General features: G+C 64.5%; 19 protein-coding genes. 14 read left to right on the top strand and 5 right to left on the bottom strand.

The window, feature by feature from the left end:
- Nucleotides 1-4: 4 nt before the first annotated feature.
- From ACSBOX_RS13940 to ACSBOX_RS13915, 6 genes are read left to right on the top strand one after another with little or no spacing between them, the layout of a single operon-like run.
- The gene (locus ACSBOX_RS13940) at nucleotides 5-2,098 is read left to right on the top strand and encodes an acetyl/propionyl/methylcrotonyl-CoA carboxylase subunit alpha (RefSeq protein WP_442542973.1); all 2,094 of its coding nucleotides are present in this window, start codon (nucleotides 5-7) and stop codon (nucleotides 2,096-2,098) included.
- A gap of 2 nt (nucleotides 2,099-2,100) precedes the next feature.
- The gene (locus ACSBOX_RS13935; protein WP_442542972.1) at nucleotides 2,101-3,264 is read left to right on the top strand and encodes an acyl-CoA dehydrogenase family protein; all 1,164 of its coding nucleotides are present in this window, start codon (nucleotides 2,101-2,103) and stop codon (nucleotides 3,262-3,264) included.
- A gap of 19 nt (nucleotides 3,265-3,283) precedes the next feature.
- Nucleotides 3,284-4,051 (top strand): CoA transferase subunit A, encoded by a 768-nt coding sequence (locus ACSBOX_RS13930; protein ID WP_442542971.1) that lies wholly within the window; start codon nucleotides 3,284-3,286, stop codon nucleotides 4,049-4,051.
- Between the two features lie 2 nt (nucleotides 4,052-4,053).
- Nucleotides 4,054-4,806, top strand: coding sequence for a CoA transferase subunit B (locus ACSBOX_RS13925; protein ID WP_442542970.1), 753 nt, complete (start codon nucleotides 4,054-4,056; stop codon nucleotides 4,804-4,806).
- On the top strand, nucleotides 4,803-5,336 hold the full coding sequence (locus tag ACSBOX_RS13920; protein WP_442542969.1) for a MaoC family dehydratase: 534 nt from the start codon (nucleotides 4,803-4,805) through the stop codon (nucleotides 5,334-5,336). The genes ACSBOX_RS13925 and ACSBOX_RS13920 overlap by 4 nt, the downstream gene beginning before the upstream one ends.
- Nucleotides 5,333-6,169 carry an HpcH/HpaI aldolase/citrate lyase family protein gene (locus ACSBOX_RS13915; RefSeq protein ID WP_442542968.1) on the top strand — a complete coding sequence of 279 codons (837 nt, stop codon included), beginning with the start codon at nucleotides 5,333-5,335 and terminating at the stop codon, nucleotides 6,167-6,169. Before ACSBOX_RS13920 ends, ACSBOX_RS13915 begins: the two co-directional genes overlap by 4 nt.
- A 22-nt stretch (nucleotides 6,170-6,191) precedes the next feature.
- Here ACSBOX_RS13915 and ACSBOX_RS13910 read toward each other — a convergent pair whose 3' ends face one another.
- Nucleotides 6,192-7,646, bottom strand: a complete 1,455-nt coding sequence (locus ACSBOX_RS13910; protein ID WP_442542967.1) for a lipase maturation factor family protein — start codon at nucleotides 7,644-7,646, stop codon at nucleotides 6,192-6,194.
- A gap of 38 nt (nucleotides 7,647-7,684) precedes the next feature.
- Here ACSBOX_RS13910 and dxr point away from each other — a divergent pair, with 38 nt between their 5' ends.
- From dxr to ACSBOX_RS13885, 5 genes are all read left to right on the top strand, one after another.
- Complete coding sequence (dxr, locus tag ACSBOX_RS13905; protein WP_442542966.1) at nucleotides 7,685-8,869, top strand: 1-deoxy-D-xylulose-5-phosphate reductoisomerase; 1,185 nt, start codon at nucleotides 7,685-7,687, stop codon at nucleotides 8,867-8,869.
- Nucleotides 8,870-8,886: 17 nt separating this feature from the next.
- On the top strand, nucleotides 8,887-10,218 hold the full coding sequence (locus ACSBOX_RS13900) for a M50 family metallopeptidase (protein WP_442542965.1): 1,332 nt from the start codon (nucleotides 8,887-8,889) through the stop codon (nucleotides 10,216-10,218).
- Nucleotides 10,219-10,251: 33 nt separating this feature from the next.
- On the top strand, nucleotides 10,252-10,545 hold the full coding sequence (locus ACSBOX_RS13895) for a YciI family protein (protein WP_442542964.1): 294 nt from the start codon (nucleotides 10,252-10,254) through the stop codon (nucleotides 10,543-10,545).
- Nucleotides 10,546-10,611: 66 nt separating this feature from the next.
- A complete protein-coding gene (gene ispG, locus ACSBOX_RS13890; protein ID WP_442542963.1) occupies nucleotides 10,612-11,778 on the top strand; it encodes a flavodoxin-dependent (E)-4-hydroxy-3-methylbut-2-enyl-diphosphate synthase in 1,167 nt (388 codons plus the stop codon).
- Nucleotides 11,741-12,628 (top strand): GNAT family N-acetyltransferase, encoded by an 888-nt coding sequence (locus tag ACSBOX_RS13885; protein WP_442546034.1) that lies wholly within the window; start codon nucleotides 11,741-11,743, stop codon nucleotides 12,626-12,628. Before ispG ends, ACSBOX_RS13885 begins: the two co-directional genes overlap by 38 nt.
- A 133-nt stretch (nucleotides 12,629-12,761) precedes the next feature.
- On the opposite strand, the gene ACSBOX_RS13880 is transcribed toward ACSBOX_RS13885, so the two are convergent.
- From ACSBOX_RS13880 to ACSBOX_RS13870, 3 genes are read right to left on the bottom strand one after another with little or no spacing between them, the layout of a single operon-like run.
- Nucleotides 12,762-13,379 carry a TetR/AcrR family transcriptional regulator gene (locus ACSBOX_RS13880; RefSeq protein ID WP_442542962.1) on the bottom strand — a complete coding sequence of 206 codons (618 nt, stop codon included), beginning with the start codon at nucleotides 13,377-13,379 and terminating at the stop codon, nucleotides 12,762-12,764.
- The gene (locus ACSBOX_RS13875) at nucleotides 13,376-14,119 is read right to left on the bottom strand and encodes an ABC transporter permease (RefSeq protein ID WP_442546033.1); all 744 of its coding nucleotides are present in this window, start codon (nucleotides 14,117-14,119) and stop codon (nucleotides 13,376-13,378) included. The genes ACSBOX_RS13880 and ACSBOX_RS13875 overlap by 4 nt, the downstream gene beginning before the upstream one ends.
- Nucleotides 14,120-14,127: 8 nt before the next feature.
- Entirely contained in the window at nucleotides 14,128-14,919 is a 792-nt protein-coding gene (locus ACSBOX_RS13870; RefSeq protein WP_442542961.1) for an ABC transporter ATP-binding protein, read from the bottom strand.
- 166 nt (nucleotides 14,920-15,085) lie between these two features.
- Here ACSBOX_RS13870 and ACSBOX_RS13865 point away from each other — a divergent pair, with 166 nt between their 5' ends.
- The 3 genes from ACSBOX_RS13865 (at nucleotide 15,086) to ACSBOX_RS13855 (ending at nucleotide 19,553) form a co-directional block, all read left to right on the top strand.
- Nucleotides 15,086-16,234, top strand: a complete 1,149-nt coding sequence (locus ACSBOX_RS13865; protein WP_442542960.1) for a DUF4062 domain-containing protein — start codon at nucleotides 15,086-15,088, stop codon at nucleotides 16,232-16,234.
- A gap of 713 nt (nucleotides 16,235-16,947) precedes the next feature.
- Nucleotides 16,948-18,759, top strand: a complete 1,812-nt coding sequence (locus tag ACSBOX_RS13860; protein ID WP_442542959.1) for a proline--tRNA ligase — start codon at nucleotides 16,948-16,950, stop codon at nucleotides 18,757-18,759.
- Nucleotides 18,756-19,553 (top strand): sulfite exporter TauE/SafE family protein, encoded by a 798-nt coding sequence (locus ACSBOX_RS13855; RefSeq protein ID WP_442542958.1) that lies wholly within the window; start codon nucleotides 18,756-18,758, stop codon nucleotides 19,551-19,553. The genes ACSBOX_RS13860 and ACSBOX_RS13855 overlap by 4 nt, the downstream gene beginning before the upstream one ends.
- 51 nt (nucleotides 19,554-19,604) lie before the next feature.
- Here the strand turns inward: ACSBOX_RS13855 and ACSBOX_RS13850 are convergent, their stop codons facing one another.
- Nucleotides 19,605-20,651: an aminoglycoside phosphotransferase family protein gene (locus ACSBOX_RS13850; protein ID WP_442542957.1), complete on the bottom strand. Its 1,047-nt coding sequence runs from the start codon at nucleotides 20,649-20,651 to the stop codon at nucleotides 19,605-19,607.
- Between the last annotated feature and the right edge of the window lie 11 nt (nucleotides 20,652-20,662).

Raw genomic sequence — 20,662 nt, 5'->3', positions numbered from 1 at the left:
CCCCATGACAATCAACTCCTTCGACACCGTCCTTGTCGCCAACCGCGGCGAGATCGCCTGCCGCGTCATCCGCACCCTCAAGGCCATGGGCATCCGTTCGGTGGCGGTCTATTCAGACGCCGACGCCGGAGCCCGCCATGTGCGCGAAGCCGATACTGCCGTCCGGATCGGCACTTCCGCGGCAGCTGATAGCTACCTTCGGATCGACGCGATCATCGGGGCCTGCCTGCAAAGCGGCGCGCAAGCCGTCCACCCCGGCTACGGATTCCTGGCCGAGAACGTGGAGTTCGCCAAGGCATTGGACGCTGCCGGGATCGCGTTCATCGGCCCCGGCATCGACGCCATCGAGATCATGGGCGACAAGATCCGTTCCAAGAACCACGTCATGTCCTACGGCGTGCCGTGTGTACCGGGCATCGCCGAACCCGGCCTGAGTGACGAGGAACTGATCGACGCGGCGCCCAGCGTCGGCTTCCCCCTGCTGATCAAGCCCTCGGCCGGGGGCGGCGGCAAAGGCATGCACATCGTGGAGCGGCTCGAGGACATGGCGGCGACCCTGCTGACGGCCCGCCGCGTCGCGGCGAGCGCCTTCGGCGATGACACCCTCTTCCTCGAGAGGCTCATCCAAACGCCCCGGCACATCGAAGTCCAGGTCCTCGCCGACAACCACGGCAATGTCATACACCTCGGCGAGCGCGAGTGTTCGCTCCAGCGCCGCCACCAAAAGGTCATCGAGGAAGCACCGTCCCCCTTGCTGGAGTCGCTCGCGAACGGCGCCGAGGTCCGGGCGCGGATCGGTGAGGCCGCCTGCCAGGCTGCCCGGAGCGTCAACTACAGCGGTGCGGGCACGGTGGAATTCCTGGTCTCGGATCAGGATCCCGAGCACTTCTTCTTCATGGAGATGAACACCCGCCTCCAGGTAGAGCACCCGGTCACGGAAATGGTGACAGGCGTCGATCTGGTCGAATGGCAAGTGCGCGTCGCCGCAGGCGAGGTCCTCACGGTGGCGCAGTCCGACGTCGTGCTTGACGGCCACGCGGTGGAGGCGCGCGTCTACGCGGAGGTTCCCGAACGCGGTTTCCTGCCGTCCATCGGCGAGATCGTGACGCTCCGGGAGAGGGCAAGCAACGATCCGCACGTCCGCGTCGACTCGGCCATGCTTCCGGGACTGACCGTCACCGGCGATTACGATCCCATGCTCGCCAAGGTCATCGCGTGGGGACCGGACCGCAAGGCGGCACTGGACACCCTCGACCACGCCCTCGGGGATTACACGCTGCTCGGTGTGCACACGAACGTCGAGTACCTGCGGCTGCTGATCAACGACGACGACGTCCGTGGCGGACGCCTCGACACCGGCTTGATCGAGCGCAAGCTGGACGGGTTGGAATTCCGCCAATCGAGCGACGTCGAGTTGATCGCCGCCGCGCTGCTTCACCGGACAGAACTGGCTCCTGCCGGAACGGCTGCACCCTGGAACACCGCCGACGGCTGGCGCATCGGTGCCCCCGCGCCGTGGAAGACCACCGTCGGACGTCCCGACGGCGGCCTGGCCACCGTGGGGCTCACGGTGAACGGGCCGGGTTTCACGGCGCGCGTGGACGACGGCGTCGAGCACTCTGCCGCCCTCCGGCCGGGATCCGCGGGGCATGCGGTGCTGGTGCTCGACGGCGCCGAGCACCCCTTCGCGTCGGGTTCACCATCGCCGGTGGCCGGGACGCGCGAGCTCTGGCTTGGCAGCGACGGCTGGTCCTGCCGGCTGGAGATCCTGGACCGCGAGACCCGGATCCAACGCATCCTCGCGGGCATCCAGCGCGAAGAAGGCGCCGCGGATCCCGAAGTCCGGTCTCCCATGCCGGGAACCGTCGTCTCCGTTTCGGTGCACAACGGCGACCAGGTGGAAGCAGGCCAGGTACTCCTTTCCGTCGAGGCGATGAAGATGGAGCACCAACTGGTGGCCTCGGTGTCCGGCACCGTGCACCTCAGCAGCAAGACCGGGGACCTCGTCAAGGCCGACCAAGTCCTCGCCACCATCCACGTGGCGGCAGAACCCGCCCCTGAAGTCTCAGCAGAAAACCAGAAAGACGAGGAAGCCTAGCCATGGCAAGTTTTGAACTCACCGAGGAATACCAAGACCTGAGCGACTCCGTCCGGGAATTCGCCGACGAGGTAGTGGCCCCCGTATCCACCAAGCACGACGAGGAACACAGCTTCCCGTACGAGGTCGTCAAGCAGATGGGCGAAATGGGCCTTTTCGGCCTGCCCTTCCCTGAAGAGTTCGGCGGCATGGGCGGCGACTATTTCGCGCTCGCCCTCGCGCTGGAACAACTGGGCCGGGTGGACCAGTCCGTGGCCATCACCCTCGAGGCGGGTGTTTCGCTTGGCGCCATGCCGGTGTACCGCTTCGGCACCCAGGAGCAAAAGGAACACTGGCTGCCCCAGCTGACCTCGGCCGAAGCGCTCGCAGGGTTCGGGCTGACCGAGCCGGAAGCGGGTTCGGACGCCGGAGGCACCAAGACGCACGCGCACCTTGAGGACGGCCGCTGGGTCATCAACGGCAACAAGGAGTTCATCACGAACTCCGGGACCGACATCACGCGGCTCGTCACCGTCACCGCCGTCACCGGGCAGCACGAACGCAAGGACGGGAGCATCAAGAAGGAAATCTCCACCATCCTGGTTCCCACCGACACGCCCGGTTTCACCGCCGAAAAGGCCTACAACAAGGTGGGCTGGAACGCCTCCGACACCCACCCGCTGACACTGAACAACGTGCGGGTGCCCGAAGAAAACCTGCTCGGTGTCCGGGGACGCGGCTACGCCAACTTCCTGTCCATCCTGGACGAAGGCCGCATCGCCATCGCCGCGCTCGCCACCGGTGCAGCGCAGGGCTGCGTCGATTTGTCCGTGAAATACGCCAAGGAACGCATGGCCTTCGGACAGAACATCGGCAAGTACCAGGCCATCCAGTTCAAGATCGCACGCATGCAGGCACGGGCCCACACGGCACGCCTGGCCTACTACGATGCGGCCGCGAGGATGCTGGCGGGCAAGCCGTTCAAGACCGAAGCGGCCATCGCTAAGATGGTCGCAGGCGAGGCAGCCATGGACAACGCGCGCGACGCCACCCAGGTGTTCGGTGGCTATGGCTTCATCAACGAATTCACGGTGGCGCGCCACTACCGCGACTCCAAGATCCTGGAAGTCGGGGAAGGCACCACCGAGGTCCAGTTGATGCTCATCGCCCGCGAGCTGGGCCTTTAACCGTCAGGGAAGGTAAACGATGATCGACAAAGTTGTTGCCAGCGCCGCGGAAGCGGTGAAGGACATCCACGACGGCGCGTCTCTCGCCGTCGGCGGGTTCGGCTTGTGCGGTATCCCGGTGGCGCTGATCGATGCGCTCCACCGCCAAGGCACCAAGGACCTTGAAACAGTCAGCAACAACTGCGGCGTGGACGACTGGGGCCTGGGCATCCTGCTGAGGGACGGGCGTATCCGCCGCACCATCAGCTCCTATGTCGGTGAGAACAGGGAGTTCGCACGGCAGTACCTCGCCGGTGAACTCGAGGTGGTCCTTACCCCGCAGGGCACTCTCGCCGAGAAACTGCGCGCCGGCGGCGCCGGGATCCCCGCGTTCTTCACGGCGGCCGGCGTCGGGACTCAGGTCTCGGAGGGAGGACTTCCGCAAAAGTACGACGCCGACGGCAGCGTGGCGATCGCGTCCTCACCCAAGGAAGTGCGCACCTTCAACGGCGCGGACTACGTCCTGGAGGAATCCCTGACACCCGATTTCGGACTGGTCCACGCCTGGAAAGGCGACCGCCACGGGAACCTGGTTTTCCACGCGACAGCCATGAACTTCAATCCACTGTGCGCCATGGCGGCACGGATCACCATCGCCGAGGTCGAAGAACTCGTGGAACCCGGCGAGCTCGATCCGCAGCACATCCACACCCCCGGCATTTTCGTCCAGAGGGTCGTGGTGGCGCCGGACACGGAGAAGCGCATCGAGAAGCGCACGGTCGCGTTGACCCAGCAGGCAGGAGCATAGCCATGGAATCGAACATCACCCAGGATGTGCCGCCGCGTCCCGAGACGGTCAGGCACGAGTACCGCAGGTCCGGCGTCGAACACCACGAGGGCAAAGGCTGGACGCGCAACGAACTGGCCGCCCGCGTCGCCCGCGAACTGAGCAACGGGCAATACGTCAACCTCGGGATCGGCATGCCCACCCTGATTCCCAATTACATCCCCGAGGGCGTCGAGGTGATCCTGCATTCCGAGAACGGGATCCTGGGCGTCGGCCCCTATCCCGCCGACGATCAGGTGGATCCCGATCTGATCAACGCCGGCAAGGAAACGGTCACTGTCAACGCGGGCGCCGCGTTCTTCGATTCGGCTACCTCGTTCGGCATGATCCGTGGCGGCCACGTGGATGTCGCCGTGCTGGGCGCGATGGAGGTCGCGGCCAACGGGGACCTCGCCAACTGGATGGTTCCGGGCAAGATGGTCAAGGGCATGGGCGGCGCCATGGACCTGGTGTTCGGCGCGAAGCGGGTGATCGTGATGATGGAGCACGTGGACCGCAACGGCAAGCCCAAGATCGTCAAGGAATGCTCCTTGCCCGTCACGGGGAAGGGCTGCGTGGACCGGATCATCACCGACCTCGCCGTGATCGACGTCGTGTCCGAAGGCGGGGCATCGAGGCTCGTCCTGCGCGAATTGGCGCCGAATGTCTCCGCGGAGGACGTGGCCGCCGTGACCGGCGTTGAACTCTTCGAAGAGGACCAGGAGCTGACTGTATGACCGCGGACGCCGAACCCCGCATGCCTGAACCCCGAGTGATCGAGCAGCGGGGCTTGTACTTCGACGAGCTCGAGGAAGGCGTCGTGTACGCCCACCGGCCCGGGCGGACCGTCACCGAAACGGACAACGTCCTGTTCACCACGCTGACCATGAACACGCAAGCATTGCACCTGGACGCGGCGTGGAGCGCGAAGCAACCCTTCGGGCAGAGGCTCATGAACTCGATGTTCACCTTGTCCACCATGGTGGGACAGTCAGTCACGCAACTGACCCAGGGCACCATCATTGCCCAACTGGGCCTCACAGACGTCTCATTCCCGCACCCGCTCTACCACGGCGATACCCTCTATACCGAGACTGTCATCACGGGCAAACGGGAGTCGTCGTCGCGTCCCGGGCAGGGCGTGGTGACCATGAAACACACCGGCCGCAACCAGGACGGAACGGTTGTGGCGCTGGCCACGCGGGCCTGCCTCATGTGGAGCCGGACCGCGCATCTGGCGGCACAACAGGGGACAATCAATACATGACCTTCACCATGGGCCCCGCTTTGCTTTTCTGCCCCGCCGACCGTCCGGAACGGTTCCAAAAGGCCGCTGAACGTTCCGACGCCGTCATCGTGGACCTCGAGGACGCCGTCGCCCCCGCAGACAAGAAGCGGGCCAGGGGCGCGATCCTCGCCCAGCTCGGCTCAGGCGGCGAGTCCGCCGAACTCGACCCCAGCCGCACGATTGTGCGCGTCAATCCAGTGGGCACCCCGGACTTCGAGAAGGACTTGCACTGCCTCGCGCACACTCCCTACCGCACCGTCATGCTGGCGAAGGCCGAGACCGGCGAACAATTGAAAGCACTCGAGGGATACCACGTCATCGCCCTCTGCGAGACGGCCAAGGGAATCGTGAACGCGGCTGAGATCGCCCAGGCTCCCAACGTCGTCGGGCTCATGTGGGGCGCTGAGGACCTGATCGCCTCCATGGGCGGCACCTCCAGCCGCAAGGACGACGGCGGCTACCGGGCTGTTGCCATGCACTCGCGGTCCACGGTGCTGCTCGTGGCCAAAGCCGCAGGCAAGGAAGCGATCGACTCGGTCTATGTCGACATTCCCGATCTTGCCGGGCTGGCCGTGGAGTCAGCAGACGCCGTGGCCAGCGGATTCGGTGCGAAGGCCTGCATCCACCCGAACCAGGTTGCGGTGGTCCGCGAAGCCTACGCACCGTCGCCCGAGGCCGTCGCGGAGGCCCGGGAACTACTTGACGCTGCGGCTGCGGCTGGAACCGGCGTGTTCCAGTACAAAGGCAAGATGGTGGACGGCCCCATCCTGAAACACGCCGAATCCACGCTGCGCAGGGCCCGGCTTTCCTGAAACGCGGCTTCGGCCGGGGCTCTTAGCTGCGTCGTCGTGTCTTCGGCAGGGACAACGGAGCGATGACCTCGTAGAGCTCCATGCGGACCCAGCGTTGGCCCGTCTCGCGGAACTCTGCCCGTGTGGCGAAGCGGTACAGGAAGCTGCGCGCGCGCACCCAACGCGGCCGGTCGCCGTCGAACGGGTCCTGGCGCAACAAGCGCAAGGTGGGCGGATCGGCGTCGAGCAGCTTGCCCAGGAACGCGTAGAACCATTCCTCGTGTACCGTGCGCAAGGGCAGGAACCACATCAGCCAGTCGAGGCGCAAGTGGTACGGCGCCCATTGCCGGGGGAGCCGGCGGACGTCGCCGGGCTTGCCTTTGAAGCCGTATTCGCGCCAATCCGCCTCGTCGACTGGAACGTCGGCCTGGGTGCCTTCCACCACGATTTCCACCCGGTGCCGAGTCACCGTGCCGAACGCTCCGTAGGTGTTGACCAACTGCCACCGGTTGAAGCTGGCGTTCATGAGCTGCTCCCGTGAAAGCAGGTTGCGGATGGGCCAATAGCTGAGCACCACGAGGAGCACCGTCACCGCGAGTACGACGGCGAGCCACCACACCGGGGTCTGCGGAGCCGGGTTGGTTTCCAATGGAATGAAAGGCAGCACGGCGTGGGCCTCCCGGTCGCCCACCGCAGCAAAGGCGAGCACGATCGCGGACCAATTGAGCCAGGCGAAGTTTCCACTCCCCACAAGCCAAAGCTGCGTGAAGACGACAATTCCGGCGGCAATGGTGGCCAGCGGCTGCGGGGCGAACAGGAAGAACGGCACCACCAGTTGGGCGAAGTGGTTGCCGAGCACTTCCATGCGGTGCAGCGGCTTGGGCAGCAGATGCGCCTGGCGGCTCAACGGCCCGGGCATGGGCTGCGTCTCGTGGTGGTAGTACAGGGCGGTTAAATCACGCCACTCCCGTCCGCCATGGATCTTGATCATGCCCGCGCCGAATTCCAGCCTGAACAGCAGCCACACGAGCAGGACGAGGATGGTCCTGGGCGGGGGAGCCTGGTCCGAACCGAGGAATCCGACGGTGAAGCCCATTTCCAGCAGCAGTATCTCCCAGCCGAAGCCGTAGAAGGTCTGGCCGACGTTGACGATCGACATGTAGAGCAACCACAAGGCCAGGAAGGCCGCCAAGGGAAGCCACGGCGGGCCCAGCTGCGGAAACCCGCCCACGAGCGCCAGGGACACCGCAAGTCCGGCGGCGCACACGGCCCGGAGCAACGCGTCCGAATACTTCCAGCGGAACAGGCTGGGCCTGCGCAAGACCCTATGGACGTCCACGTACCTCGGAACAGGCAGGAGCCCGTGCTCCCCGAGGAGTGCGGGAAACTGGTTGAGGCTGGACAGGAACGCGATGAAATAGAGCGCGGCCGTGCCGCGCTGGAGCACCTGCCGGGCGAATTCATAGTCCGGCGCCTCGAACAACGAGACCCAGTCCACAAACCAACGCTACGCCTGGGGTGCGGGATACTTAAGCAATGCAGCCGCGCAAGATCATCCTCCTCGGGTCCACTGGTTCCATCGGCACTCAAGCGATTGACGTCGTCGACGCCGCCCCGCATCTCTTCGAGGTCGTGGCACTGAGCGCGGGCGGCGGGAACCTTGAACTCATCGCGCGCCAGGCTGTCCACACCAAGGCCCAGGCAGTCGGCATCGCCCACGGCGATCCCCATGAACTCCAGAGGCTCATCGGCGCTGCCGCCTCCGCTGCGGGGCTCCGGAACTACGATCCGGCGATCATCACGGGGCCGGATGCGTCCACCAAGATTGCCGCGATCGAAGCGGACGTCGTGCTCAACGGCATCACAGGATCCATCGGCCTGGCGCCCACCCTGGCAGCCCTCAAGTCCGGCGCGATCCTGGCCCTGGCGAACAAGGAATCCCTGATCGTCGGCGGCGCGCTGGTGAAGGCCGCGGCCGCCGTCGACCAGATCGTGCCCGTGGATTCCGAGCACTCGGCCATCGCCCAATGCCTCCGCGCCGGAACCGACAAAGAGGTCGAGAAACTCATCCTGACGGCGTCCGGCGGACCTTTCCGGGGCCGTAGCCGCGAGCAACTCCGCGACGTCACCCCGGCCGAGGCCCTTGCCCACCCCACGTGGGACATGGGCCTGATGGTCACCACCAACTCGGCCAGCCTGGTCAACAAGGGCCTGGAGGTCATCGAAGCCCACCTGCTCTTCGACGTCCCCTTGGACCGGATCGACGTCGTGGTGCACCCGCAATCCGTAGTGCACTCGATGGTGGAATTCGTGGACGGCTCCATCATTGCCCAGGCTTCTCCGCCGGACATGCGCCTCCCCATCGCCCTCGGACTCGGGTGGCCGGACCGGGTGCCCCGCGCCGCCAAGCCCTGCGACTGGAGCCAGGCCACGAGTTGGACATTCGAGCCCCTCGACACGGTAGCCTTCCCGGCGGTGGAACTGGCCAAGGACGCAGCGAAGCAGGGGAGTACCTTCCCGGCGGTCTTCAACGCGGCCAACGAGGAAGCGGTGGAAGCATTCCACGCCGGCAGGATCCGTTTCACCGACATTGTGGACACGGTGGAGTCCGTCCTCAGCGAACATTCAGGATCCTTGGAGCTGACAGTGGACTCCGTGTTGGATGCTGAGAGGTGGGCACGCACGCGCACCCACGATCGTTTAGCCAACAGCACCCTTTAGGAAGCAGTACTTAAGGCATGAATCCCGTCATTCTGTTCATTCTCGGAGTCGTCTTCGTCGCGATCGGCGTGGCCGTCTCCATTGCGCTGCACGAGGTGGGGCACTTGCTTCCCGCCAAGCTGTTCAAAGTGCGCGTCACGAAATACATGATTGGTTTCGGCCCAACCCTGTGGTCCAAGCGGAAAGGCGAGACCGAATACGGCGTCAAGGCCATCCCGCTGGGCGGCTACGTCGCCATGATCGGCATGTACCCGCCCAACAAGGAAGACGGCAGCGTGCGGCCGTCCAGCACCGGGATGTTCCAGACGCTCGCCAGCGAGGCCCGGTCCGCGGCGCATGAGGAAGTTGGTCCCGGGGACGAGAACAGGGTCTTCTACAGGCTGCCGGTCTGGAAAAAGGTCATCATCATGCTGGGTGGCCCGGCCATGAACCTGCTCATCGGCCTGGTGCTGACCGCGGTGCTGCTCATGGGCTTCGGGGTGTCCTCGGCCACCACCACCATTGCCGAGGTGTCCAAGTGCCAGGTCAAGGCCGGTGAGACCGTCGATCCGAACTCGCCGAACTGCCAGCTGACCCCTGCCGCGGTGGCCAAGCTCCAGCCCAACGACGTGGTCACCAGCTTCGACGGCAAGCCCGTGACGAGTTGGGCTGAAATGAGCGGCTGGATCCGTGCATCCGCCGGCAAGTCCGTCCAGATCACCGTGGAACGTGGCGGCAAGAGCGTCACCACGCAAGTAACCCCGGTGCTTTCCGCACGCCCCGTCGTTGGGGACAACGGCCAGCAGGCCAAGGGCGCGGACGGCAAACCGTTGTATGAGCAAGTCGGGTTCCTTGGCATCGGTGCGCAGACCGCCATGGTGCCCCAACCGGCGTCGACCGTTCTTCCGATGGCAGGCGAGAACATCAAACAGATCGCCGGAGTCATCCTCAACCTGCCCGCGAGGGTGGTCGGCGTGGCGCAAGCGGCTTTCGGCTCCGAGCCGCGGGATCCCAATGGCCCCATCAGCGTGGTGGGCGTCGGCCGGGTGGCCGGTGAAGTGGCTGCCATGGAACAGGTTCCGCTGCAATCGCGCATCGGCGCCCTTGTGGGGCTCCTCGCCGGACTGAACTTCGCGCTCGCCATCTTCAACCTGGTTCCGCTCCTGCCGCTCGACGGCGGACATGTTGCGGGCGCGCTCTACGAGGGAGCCCGCCGTCGAATCGCCAAGCTGTTCGGCAAACCGGATCCGGGCGCTTTCGACATTGCCAAGCTCCTGCCGCTCACCTACGTCGTGGCGAGTGTCCTCATGGCCATGAGCGCACTGCTGATCTACGCGGACATCGTCAAGCCCGTCAACCTCTTCGGCTGATCCTGAATTGTGCCGGGGGGATAGGCTATCCATATGACTGTTTTCGCTGTTGAGTACGTGTACGACGCCGAGTCCGCCGAGGTGCGCGACGCGAACCGCCCAGCCCATCGTGCCTGGCTCGCCAGCCTCGCCGAGCAGGGAACCCTGCTGGCGAGCGGCCCTTACGCCGACGGCGCTGGTGCGCTGCTGCTGCTCGAGGCCGCCGACGAGTCCGAGCTGAACGCCACGCTGAAGGAGGATCCGTTCGCTGCCGTCCGAGGGATTGCAGGCATCCGGACATCGGAGTGGAACCCCGTGATCGGGATGCTCTCCGCCCACGCTTCCTAGCAGCATGACCGGCTGGAGTCCGGATTCCAGCCCCACGATCCACCCATTTCAACCCAAGGAGTCCACGTGACCTCGGTCAGCCTGGGAATGCCGTCAGCCCCGCCCCCCGCTCTCGCGCCCCGCCGCAAGACCCGCCAGATCAAGGTGGGGTCGGTCGGCGTCGGCTCCGATTCACCCATCAGCGTGCAATCGATGACCACCACACCCACGACGGATATCAACGCCACCCTGCAGCAGATTGCGGAACTGACGGCGTCCGGCTGTGACATCGTGCGTGTCGCCTGCCCCTCCGCGGACGACGCCGAGGCGTTGCCGATCATCGCCCGCAAGTCCCAGATTCCCGTGATCGCGGACATCCACTTCCAGCCGAAGTACGTCTTCGCCGCGATCGAGGCCGGTTGCGCCGCGGTGCGCGTCAATCCGGGCAACATCCGCAAGTTCGACGACCAGGTGAAGGAAATCGCGGCGGCAGCGCGCGATCACGGCACGTCCATCCGGATCGGCGTCAACGCGGGGTCCCTGGAGCCCGGCATCCTGAAGAAGTACGGCAAGGCCACCCCGGAGGCCCTTGTCGAGTCCGCTGTGTGGGAAGCGTCGTTGTTCGAGGAACACGGCTTCCACGATTTCAAGATCTCCGTCAAGCACAACGACCCCGTCATCATGGTGGCGGCCTACGAGATGCTTGCCGAAAAGGGCGACTGGCCCCTGCACCTTGGCGTGACCGAGGCCGGACCGGCTTTCCAGGGCACCATCAAGTCCGCTACGGCGTTCGGCGCGCTGCTGTCCCGGGGCATCGGCGACACCATCCGCGTGTCCCTCTCTGCGCCGCCCGTCGAGGAAATCAAGGTCGGCAACCAGATCCTGCAGTCGCTCAACCTGCGCCCCCGCAAGCTCGAAATCGTCTCCTGCCCGTCATGCGGACGCGCCCAGGTGGACGTCTACACGCTGGCCGAGCAGGTCACGGCCGGGCTTGAAGGAATGGAGATCCCGTTGCGCGTCGCCGTCATGGGCTGCGTGGTGAACGGTCCGGGCGAGGCACGCGAAGCCGATCTCGGGGTGGCCTCCGGAAACGGCAAGGGCCAGATCTTCGTGAAGGGCGAAGTCATTAAGACTGTCCCCGAGAGCCAGATTGTTGAGACACTGATCGAAGAGGCCATGCGTATCGCCGAAGAGATGGGGGAGGCCGATGGCGAAGATGCTGTCAAGGGTAGCCCCGTGGTTAGCGTCTCGTAGCGAGACAGCCGCCGATGGGATTTCCGTCCGGGTGCTCGGCGCTGCCGACACCCGGGCCCTTCGCGTGCTCGCGATGGAAGATCCTGTAGCGAACGTCTTCATTCTGGCGCACCTCGATTCGTCGGGGAGCGCCGCACCCACGTCCGGAGGCGCGAGCGTCTTCGGAGTGTTCGACGGCGATGCCCTGGTGGGTGCCTGCTGGGCCGGCGCCAACCTGGTTCCGGTGCAGCTGGATCCCGAGCTGGCGTCACGTGTTGCGGCGGTTGCCCACCGGGCCGGCCGACGCTACGCCTCGATTTTCGGACCCGCGGAGACCGTGCTGGCGCTCCATTCCCGCTTGGAGCAACTGGGGCATTTCGCCCACGAGGTACGTGCCGACCAGCCGCTCCTGGCCATATCGGGGCCGCCCGCCGTCGACGCCAATCCACAGCTCGGCTTCGGCAACATCGCGGACTTCGACCGGATCCTGCCCGCCTGTGCCGCCATGTTCGAAGAGGAAGTGGGGTATTCGCCCTTTCTCGGGAGCGAGGACTTCTACAGCCGCCGCGTGGCCGGGCTGATCCGGCAAGGCCACTCCCTGGTGCACATCGATGCGGGCGGGACCGTGAAGTTCAAAGCCGAACTCGGGGCCGTCACCGCCCAGGCCACCCAGGTGCAGGGCGTGTGGATGAACCCCGAGTTCCGCGGCCAAGGGCTCAGCGCCGGGTATATGGCGGGAGTGGTGGTCCTGGCGCAGAAGTTCGCGCCGATCACGAGCCTCTACGTCAACGAATACAACACCAGGGCGCGCGCCACGTACGAGCGCGTCGGTTTCCAACGCCTCGGAACCTTCGCCACGGTCCTGTACTGACCAACCCCGTCCTGGCTAACCCAACTAGTCCCCACCGCCACCCTCGCCTCGCAAGCTCGGCCAGGGAACCCTGGCGGCGTGGGCCCACGCAGTTGTTGTCGTTATGTGCCCTCAAAACGACACCTAGTGCGAGTCAGTTGGGTGGGGTGAGCGCGCCGGTGAGGTAGTGCTGGACGTTCGGGGCCACGAGCCTGACCACCTCGTCCTGGGACGCCGAGGCCAACGGTTCCAGCCTGACCACGTAGCGCATCAGCATGAGTCCCACTACCTGCGTGGCAATGAGGTTGCCGCGCATTTTCGTCTCCTCGGGGGAGCCGGGAAGGCCCGCCGTGATCCTGGACAGGATGGTCCTGGCCACCATCTCCCGCAGCAAGGCGGTCTTGGCCTTGGAACCGATCGTTCCCCGGACGAACGCAACAAGCCCGTGTTGCGCCGGGCTTTCCCACAGCCGTAACACGGCGCGGACGATCGCCTCGGAGCGTTGCCCCGGATCGAGCGATTCGACGCCGGCAAGGACCTCGTCGGGATCCGCCGGGAGCTCGATGCTCTGGGCGAAAAGTTCGTCCTTGCCCTTGAAGAAATGGTGGACCATGGCCGGGTCCACCTCCGCTTCGCGGGCCACTTGCCGCAGGCTCGTGCCGTCGAAACCGTGCTCGGCGAAGAGCCGGCGCGCTGTGGCCAGGATCAGTTCGCGGGAGTCGCTTCCGCCGCTCCGGCGTCCCCGTCGCAGGGGAGGCAAGGCGCCGCTCACGGGGTCCGCCGTCGGAGGGTGAACGAGGCCAGGACCAAGACTCCCACGACGATCGCCGCCATGACCCCGGCATCCTGCCACATGGCCTGGGTCGCCTCGGTGTTGTCGGCGATCTGTTGGAGCGCATCGACCGAAAACGTCAGCGGCAGCACATTGGAGATGCCCTCCAGGAGGCTGTTCATGTGATCCCGCGCCACGAACAGCCCGCACAACAGGATCTGCGGTATGACCACGACGGGCATGAACTGCACCGCTTGGAATTCCGTCCGTGCAAAGGCTGAGCACAAGAGGCCGAGCGCGACGCCCAGCACGGCGTTGATGACGGCGATCATCACGACAAAACCTGGACCTCCCTTGATGTCCAGGTTGAAGATCCAGTAGGCCACAGCCGTGGCAACAAGCGATTGCAGGGCGGCCATGATGGAGAACGCCAACGCGTAGCCGAACAGGAGATCGGCTTTATGGATGGGCGTCGTCAGGAGCCGTTCCAACGTCCCCGAGGTCCTTTCGCGCAACATCGTGATCGACGTGACCAGGAACATCACCACAAACGGGAAAATGGCCAGCATCATGAGTCCCACACGGTCAAAGGTCCGGGGGAATCCGGGAGGCAGGGTTTCGTTCTCGAAGAGATAGTAGACGCCCGTGAGGAGCAGGGCGGGAACCACCATGATGAGCGCGACGCTGCGGTGGTCGTGGCGCAGTTGGTCCAAAACCCGCCTGGTGGTGGCAAACATCATCCGTGGATTCATGACGCCACCTGGCTTTCATTGGCATTCCGGCGGTTCGAGGCACCGCTTGTTTCCTGGATGATGTGCAGGAAGGCCTGTTCCAGGTCGTTGCTGTGGCCCCGCTCGCTGAGTTCCGCCGGACTGAGCTGCGCGAGTAGCAAGCCGTCGCGGAGCAGGAGCAGCGAGGAACAGTGCGAGGCCTCTTCCATGACATGGCTGGACACCAGCAAGGTGGTGCCCGCTGCCGCCATGGCGGCAAACCGTTCCCACAGCTCGGCACGCAGGACGGGATCCAAGCCGACCGTCGGTTCGTCGAGGATCAGCAGCTTGGGACGCGAGACGAGGGCGCAGGCGAGCGAGACCCGGCTGAATTCACCACCGGAGAGGTCTGCCGTCTTCCGCCGTGCCAGTGATTCGAGCCCGACGGCGGTAATCGCCTCCGCGGTGTCGGCCGCCGAGACGCCGTGCATGGCTCCGAAATACCTGACGTTCGCTTCGACGCTGAGATCCGTGTAGACGCTCGGTGCCTGGGTGACGTATCCGACGTCGTGCCGCAAGGACGGCGTACCGGCAGGACGGCCCAATACTTCCACGCTGCCGGCGGTGAGTCGCTGGACCCCTACGATGCAGCGCATGAGGGTTGTCTTGCCGCTCCCGGAGGGTCCGAGCAGGCCCGTGATCCACCCGGTCTCCATGGCGAAGTCCACGCCGCGCAGGATCTTCTTATGGCCGCGAGTGACGTGCAGGCCTTCCGCTTTGACCGCCGGAGGCATGCCCGGCGCATTGCTTCCTGGTGCACTGTGGGACATCGTCGCCTCCGGGATAATTTATTCATCAGGTGATGAATAAAAGGTAGGCCAGGACCCAGCTGGCGTCAACCATGAGAACCTCGAGGGTGGCGCTAAATCAAGTAAAGCCGTGCGCTTCGCGCGTCTGCGCCTTTAAGGCCATGGGCGGCATGCTAAACCTTTGGTTATGACATCTGACCAACGAAGGTTTCAAGTATTTGTTAGCTCGACGTTCCTTGATCTGGTGGAGCACCGACAGGCGGTAACGGCAGCTTTGCTGGAATGTGATGCATTTCCCTCTGGTATGGAGCTTTTTCCGGCCGCGGATGATGATGCATGGACTCTAATAAAGAGGGTCATCGACGAGTCGGACTATTACCTTCTGGTAATCGGAGGCAAATACGGATCGATAGACCCCGATGAGAACCTAAGCTATACAGAAATGGAATTCAATTATGCCGTAGCTCAGAAGAAGCCGGTCATGGCATTTCTACATGGTGACCCCGATGCTATGCCAGTAACGTCTGCGGAAATAGACCCTGATAAGCGGAAGCGATTGTCAGCCTTCAGGAAAAACGTCCAAGGCTCTAAACATGTCAGGTACTGGACATCGACGGAAGGCCTAGCCGGGCAAGTCGCCCTCAGCTTCAACAGATTCACGCGGCTTTACCCATCTCCCGGGTGGATACGTGCTGACCGCGCCACTTCCACAGAATCTATAGTCGCCCTAGCAGAGGCGCATTCGGAGATTGAGGATTTGAAGAGGCAACTGGAATCCCTGAAGAGTTCGGCTCCTGCCGGCACTGAGAAACTCTCTCAAGGCGAAGACCTGTTTGTCCTCCCGACCTTGACCGAATATCTCTATCACGGCCCGAAGGGCAATGATATCGACAGTGACTTTTGGGCGCATGTGCCTACCACGTGGAACGAAATCCTGGGTGCAGTAGGGCCGCAACTGCTAAGTGAGGTCGAGCAAGAAGAATTAAGGGAAGCTATTCATGAATGGCTCATAGTTTCTAAGCGTTTGACCCTTGAGGGGCTGATTCATGAACATTTAAAGAAAGAAAAAGTTAAGTGGGATGAATCTGCCGAATATTATCCGACTAAAGTGAAGATCGACAATGAAGATCTCGGAACGATTCTTGTGCAGCTCAAAGCCACCGGGCTTATCCAGCGAAGCGTTCGAAAGCGCAGCGTGACTGACAATGGTAGTTATTGGACGCTTACGCCTTACGGAGAAAATGAAACCATAAAGATTCGTGCCATAAAGAAGGGTATCGGCAAGGAGCCCGCACTTCTGACAACAGCGGTCGCAGATACGGCCCTTGAGTCTTAGAGGGAAAGGTCATTTGACCACGTGAGGCTGTCACTCAGGACAACCGAGGAAACTCAGTCCGGACGCCGATCGGAGAGGGCACCTTGCAAAGTTATCCCGTTGTCGGTGCTTGTGGATCTCCATCGTGACCGGTATTCGGCATTGTGGGGTCCCTGGCCGTCGTCCAGCGGTCAGTTCGGTTGTCCGTCCGGCTGGTGGGTTCAGCGAGGTTGATTGTGTCGACCTGGGAGTTGCCCACTCTGCCGCGGCGACTGGCTGGAGGGATTCCCCCGGTAGGAGACTCCCGGCGATCTCCGCGAAATGGGCTGCCTCACTACGAAGCCTGCGGCCCCGAAGGAGGGCGGCAGTACGCAAGCCGCCCATTCCAATATTGATAAGTCCAAACCCTTGAAAAAAGTGTTCATCATCACATAAATTCAGAACCAGCCGTGTCGCTGGGGCGCGGGCGGTTTCAGAGAGGAAACGCAGGCTGGTTGCCCTGGGGAAGGTTGACTAGCCCTTCAGGACAGCGCGTGCGGCCCGTTGGCCGCTGAGCCACGCCATGGCAGGATGACCAGCCGCTTGCGGCCAGGGGCTTCCAACGACCATGGCGTGGCTCATCTGCGTTCTGGGGGGAGCCTGCGGAGGTGCCGGGCGAGTGGCCCGGCCGCAAGCCGGTAGATTGGTACACAGTAGTTTTTGCCAGCTCTTGCCATAGAAACGGATTCTGCCCCGTGGTCCTTCGCCTCTCCCAGCTGTTCCTGCGCACCCTGCGTGAAGATCCCGTCGACGCCGAAGTCGCAAGCCACAAGCTCCTGGTCCGCGCGGGCTACATCCGCCGTGCCGCCCCGGGCATCTACACGTGGCTGCCTTTGGGATTGAGTGTGCTGCGCAAGGTCGAGCAAATCATCCGCGAGGAAATGGCTGCCATCGGCGCCCAGGAAGTCCACTTCCCGGCACTTCTGCCCCGGGAACCCTATGAGGCAACCAACCGCTGGACCGAATACGGCGAGGGGCTGTTCCGCCTCCAGGACCGCAAGGGTGCCGACTACCTTCTCGCCCCCACCCACGAGGAAATGTTCACCCTCCTGGTCAAGGACCTGTACTCCTCGTACAAGGACCTGCCGCTGAGCCTTTACCAGATCCAGAACAAGTACCGCGACGAAGCGCGTCCCCGCGCGGGCCTCCTCCGCGGCCGCGAATTCATCATGAAGGATTCCTACTCCTTCGACGTCGACGACGCCGGCCTGGACGCGAGCTACGCGGCCCACCGCGCCGCGTACCTGAAAATCTTCGAGCGCCTCGGCCTTGAGGTCATCCCCGTCGCCGCCACGGCAGGCGCCATGGGCGGATCCAAGAGCGAGGAGTTCCTGCACCCCACCGAGATCGGCGAGGACACCTTCGTGCGTTCGGCAGGCGGCTATGCAGCCAACGTCGAGGCCGTGACCACCGTGGTTCCTCCCGACATCGATTTCAGCAACGCGCCTCCGGCACGCGTCCTAGACACCCCGGACACGCCCACCATCGAAACCCTGGTGGCGGCCGCCAACCAGCTCGCGCCCCGCAGCGATTCCGACGGCGGCGCCTGGACCGGCGCCGATACCCTCAAGAATGTGGTCCTCGCCGTCACGCTGCCCACCGGTGAGCGCCAGATCGTGGTCATCGGCGTCCCCGGAGACCGCGGCGTGGACCTCAAGCGCGTCGAAGCCAATATCGGTTCATTCCTGCCCATTGCCGGCGAGATCGGCCTCGAAGCGGCCAACGAGGAAGACCTCAAGAAGAACCCGGAACTCGTGAAGGGCTACATCGGCCCCGGCCTGGTCCTCGGGGAGGCCGTTCTCGGGCGCGAAGGCACGTCCAAGTTGCTCTTCCTGGTCGACCCCCGGGTTGTCCCGGGCACCAGCTGGGTCACCGGAGCGAACGAAGACGGCAAGCACGTCTTCGGCCTCGTCGCCGGGCGCGACTTCGCCTGGGACGGCGTCATCGAATGCACCGAGGTCCGCGCGGGAGACGAAGCCCCGGACGGCTCAGGTCCCTTGGAGACCGCGCGGGGCATCGAAATGGGCCACATCTTCCAACTCGGCCGCAAGTACGCCGAGGCCCTCGACCTGAAGGTCCTCGACCAGAACGGCAAGCAGGTTGTGGTCACCATGGGTTCGTACGGCGTCGGCGTGACCCGTGCCGTGGCCGCCCTGGCCGAGGCAAACAATGACGACCGCGGCTTGATCTGGCCGCGCTCCGTGGCCCCCGCGGATGTCCACGTGGTCGCCGTCGGACGCGGCGAGGAAATCTTCGCGGCGGCGGAGAAGCTCTCCGCCGAACTCGAAGCCGCCGGCCTCGACGTGATCTACGACGACCGCCCCAAGGTTTCCCCCGGCGTGAAGTTCGGCGACGCCGAGCTCGTGGGCGTCCCCACCATCGTGGCGGTCGGCCGCGGCCTGGTGGACGGCGTCGTGGAGATCAAGGACCGTCGCACCGGAGATGCCGAGAACGTGGCAGTCGAGAAGGCTGCCGACTACGTGGTCAACGCCGTACGCCAGAAGTGATCTCCGGCTTCGAGTCGGTCCAGCTCACCACGCTCGTCATGATCGTGGTGGCTGGATTCGCAGCCGGCTGGATCGATGCCGTGGTGGGCGGAGGGGGACTGATCCAGCTCCCCACCTTGCTCCTGGTTCCGGGGATCACCCCGATCCAGGCGCTGGCCACCAACAAAATGGGCTCCATTTTCGGGACGACAACGAGCGCGGTCACCTATTACCGCCGGGTTGGCCCCGACCTCAAGACGGCCATACCCATGGCCGTGATTGCCCTCGCGGGCAGTTTCGGCGGAGCCGTCCTGGCGGCCAACCTTCCCTCGAGTGTCTTCAAACCCATCATCGTGGTGGCCCTCATCGCCGTCGCGCTCTTCACCGCGCTGCGGCCCAACGCAGGTGAGTTGACGGCCCTGCGTCACGACGGCCACACGCACTACGTCGTGGCGTGCGCCATCGGTGCCGTGATCGGGTTCTACGACGGTCTGATAGGTCCCGGAACAGGCTCGTTCCTGGTGATCGCCCTTGTCTCCGCCATGGGCTATGCCTTCCTCGAGGCCAGTGCCAAAGCGAAGATCGTCAACATGGCCACCAACGCCGGAGCGCTCTTGTTCTTCCTGCCGCACGGATCGCTGCTGTGGGGCGTCGGCTCTGTGCTCGGGCTGTCGAACATGGCCGGCGGCTACCTGGGAGCCCGGACCGCCGTGAAACAGGGCAGCGGATTTGTGCGGATCGTGTTCCTGATCGTCGTCGGCGCCTTGATCATCAAACTCGGCATGGATGTCTGGAACGACGACTTCGCCAAGTAGCGTGACGGACGTCGGGAGCGATCGCCGGCGGGAAGCCGCGGACGCCTGACGCTAATTCGAGGCGGCCTGTCCCGGTTCCGGAAGATTGTGCGCCGCGGGCAGCCCGTCCAGCGGCCGTCCCGCAAGGGTGCTGGCCACCCACAAGGAGCGCGCCAGATCGCCTTCATGGCGTGGTTTGCCGGCATACGACAGGGCATTTTCGACCTCGCGGACCAGGCTCCATTCCCGGGCCGCTTCGCCGTCCAAGCCGGCCGCGCTGCTGAAATCCGCGCAGCGCTCCAGGAGGGCGACTTCCGGCGCCGTCCTGGAGAGATCGCGGATGCGGTTCCACAAGATCGGGGCGACGGCGAATTCCGCCTCGCCGATCATTGGCTGCGGATCGATCGCCACGTAGGCGCGTTTGCCCACGGATCCGGCCGCATTGAAGGCCCCACCGGGGGAGCCGTTGAGATGGGGGAGGATGTTCATGAAATGCAGGTCGCAATGCACCAGGACGTCCCGGCCCGAGCGCCGACCTACAGCGCCCCGTGTTTGGCATACCTCCAATGCGGCTTCGAGGAGCCACCGGGGGAAGGGCTGGCCCAGGTGCTCCCAATCCGCAGGCAACTCATCGCTCCAGCGTTCGGCCCGGGCCGCGATGTGCTCAAACTCTTTCCATTCGGACCGCTCGTCCGGCTCGATGCTGAGTTCCCGCATGAGCGTTCCCCAGACGTCGCGCGCATCATCCATCGGGGCGCCCTGCAGCCAGCTGACGGCGTCGAGCCGCTCCAGGACCATCGCGCAGGAGGCGGCATCGGCGTCGAGCAGCCTGACGGCTCCGGTGCCTCCCCACAGGGCCAGGGCATGCCGTTCAACCAAGGCCTCCTCATGGGGGAACGCGATCTTGAGCACCGAACGGGCGCCGTCGTAGAGGACCGGAATGACGATGCCGCCATGGCCATTCCACGGTTCCGCGCCGGGTTCCAGGTCAACGGACAGCTGCCAGCGTTCCAGGCTCGCGTCGATCAGCCCGGGCAGGCCTGAGAGCCACGCGCGCCCCTCCGCTGTGCGGGAGTAGCGTGCCTGGAGGTCGCCAGGGATCGAAACGAAGGTAGTCATCACTGTCAGCC

This window comes from Arthrobacter sp. KN11-1C, from assembly GCF_052180225.1.
Lineage (GTDB): Bacteria > Actinomycetota > Actinomycetes > Actinomycetales > Micrococcaceae > Arthrobacter.
This window is presented reverse-complemented; position numbering and strand designations above follow the sequence as displayed.

Excerpts from the sequence above, each read along its gene's own strand:
- ACSBOX_RS13930 (WP_442542971.1), top strand. The coding sequence starts at position 3,284 with ATGATCGACAAAGTTGTTGCCAGCGCCGCGGAAGCGGTGAAGGACATC.
- dxr (WP_442542966.1), top strand. The coding sequence starts at position 7,685 with ATGCAGCCGCGCAAGATCATCCTCCTCGGGTCCACTGGTTCCATCGGC.
- ACSBOX_RS13900 (WP_442542965.1), top strand. The coding sequence starts at position 8,887 with ATGAATCCCGTCATTCTGTTCATTCTCGGAGTCGTCTTCGTCGCGATC.
- ACSBOX_RS13940 (WP_442542973.1), top strand. The coding sequence starts at position 5 with ATGACAATCAACTCCTTCGACACCGTCCTTGTCGCCAACCGCGGCGAG.
- ACSBOX_RS13895 (WP_442542964.1), top strand. The coding sequence starts at position 10,252 with ATGACTGTTTTCGCTGTTGAGTACGTGTACGACGCCGAGTCCGCCGAG.
- ACSBOX_RS13925 (WP_442542970.1), top strand. The coding sequence starts at position 4,054 with ATGGAATCGAACATCACCCAGGATGTGCCGCCGCGTCCCGAGACGGTC.
- ACSBOX_RS13935 (WP_442542972.1), top strand. The coding sequence starts at position 2,101 with ATGGCAAGTTTTGAACTCACCGAGGAATACCAAGACCTGAGCGACTCC.
- ACSBOX_RS13875 (WP_442546033.1), bottom strand. The coding sequence starts at position 14,119 with ATGATGTTTGCCACCACCAGGCGGGTTTTGGACCAACTGCGCCACGAC.
- ACSBOX_RS13920 (WP_442542969.1), top strand. The coding sequence starts at position 4,803 with ATGACCGCGGACGCCGAACCCCGCATGCCTGAACCCCGAGTGATCGAG.
- ACSBOX_RS13850 (WP_442542957.1), bottom strand. The coding sequence starts at position 20,651 with ATGACTACCTTCGTTTCGATCCCTGGCGACCTCCAGGCACGCTACTCC.
- ACSBOX_RS13915 (WP_442542968.1), top strand. The coding sequence starts at position 5,333 with ATGACCTTCACCATGGGCCCCGCTTTGCTTTTCTGCCCCGCCGACCGT.
- ACSBOX_RS13865 (WP_442542960.1), top strand. The coding sequence starts at position 15,086 with ATGACATCTGACCAACGAAGGTTTCAAGTATTTGTTAGCTCGACGTTC.
- ACSBOX_RS13885 (WP_442546034.1), top strand. The coding sequence starts at position 11,741 with ATGCTGTCAAGGGTAGCCCCGTGGTTAGCGTCTCGTAGCGAGACAGCC.
- ACSBOX_RS13870 (WP_442542961.1), bottom strand. The coding sequence starts at position 14,919 with ATGTCCCACAGTGCACCAGGAAGCAATGCGCCGGGCATGCCTCCGGCG.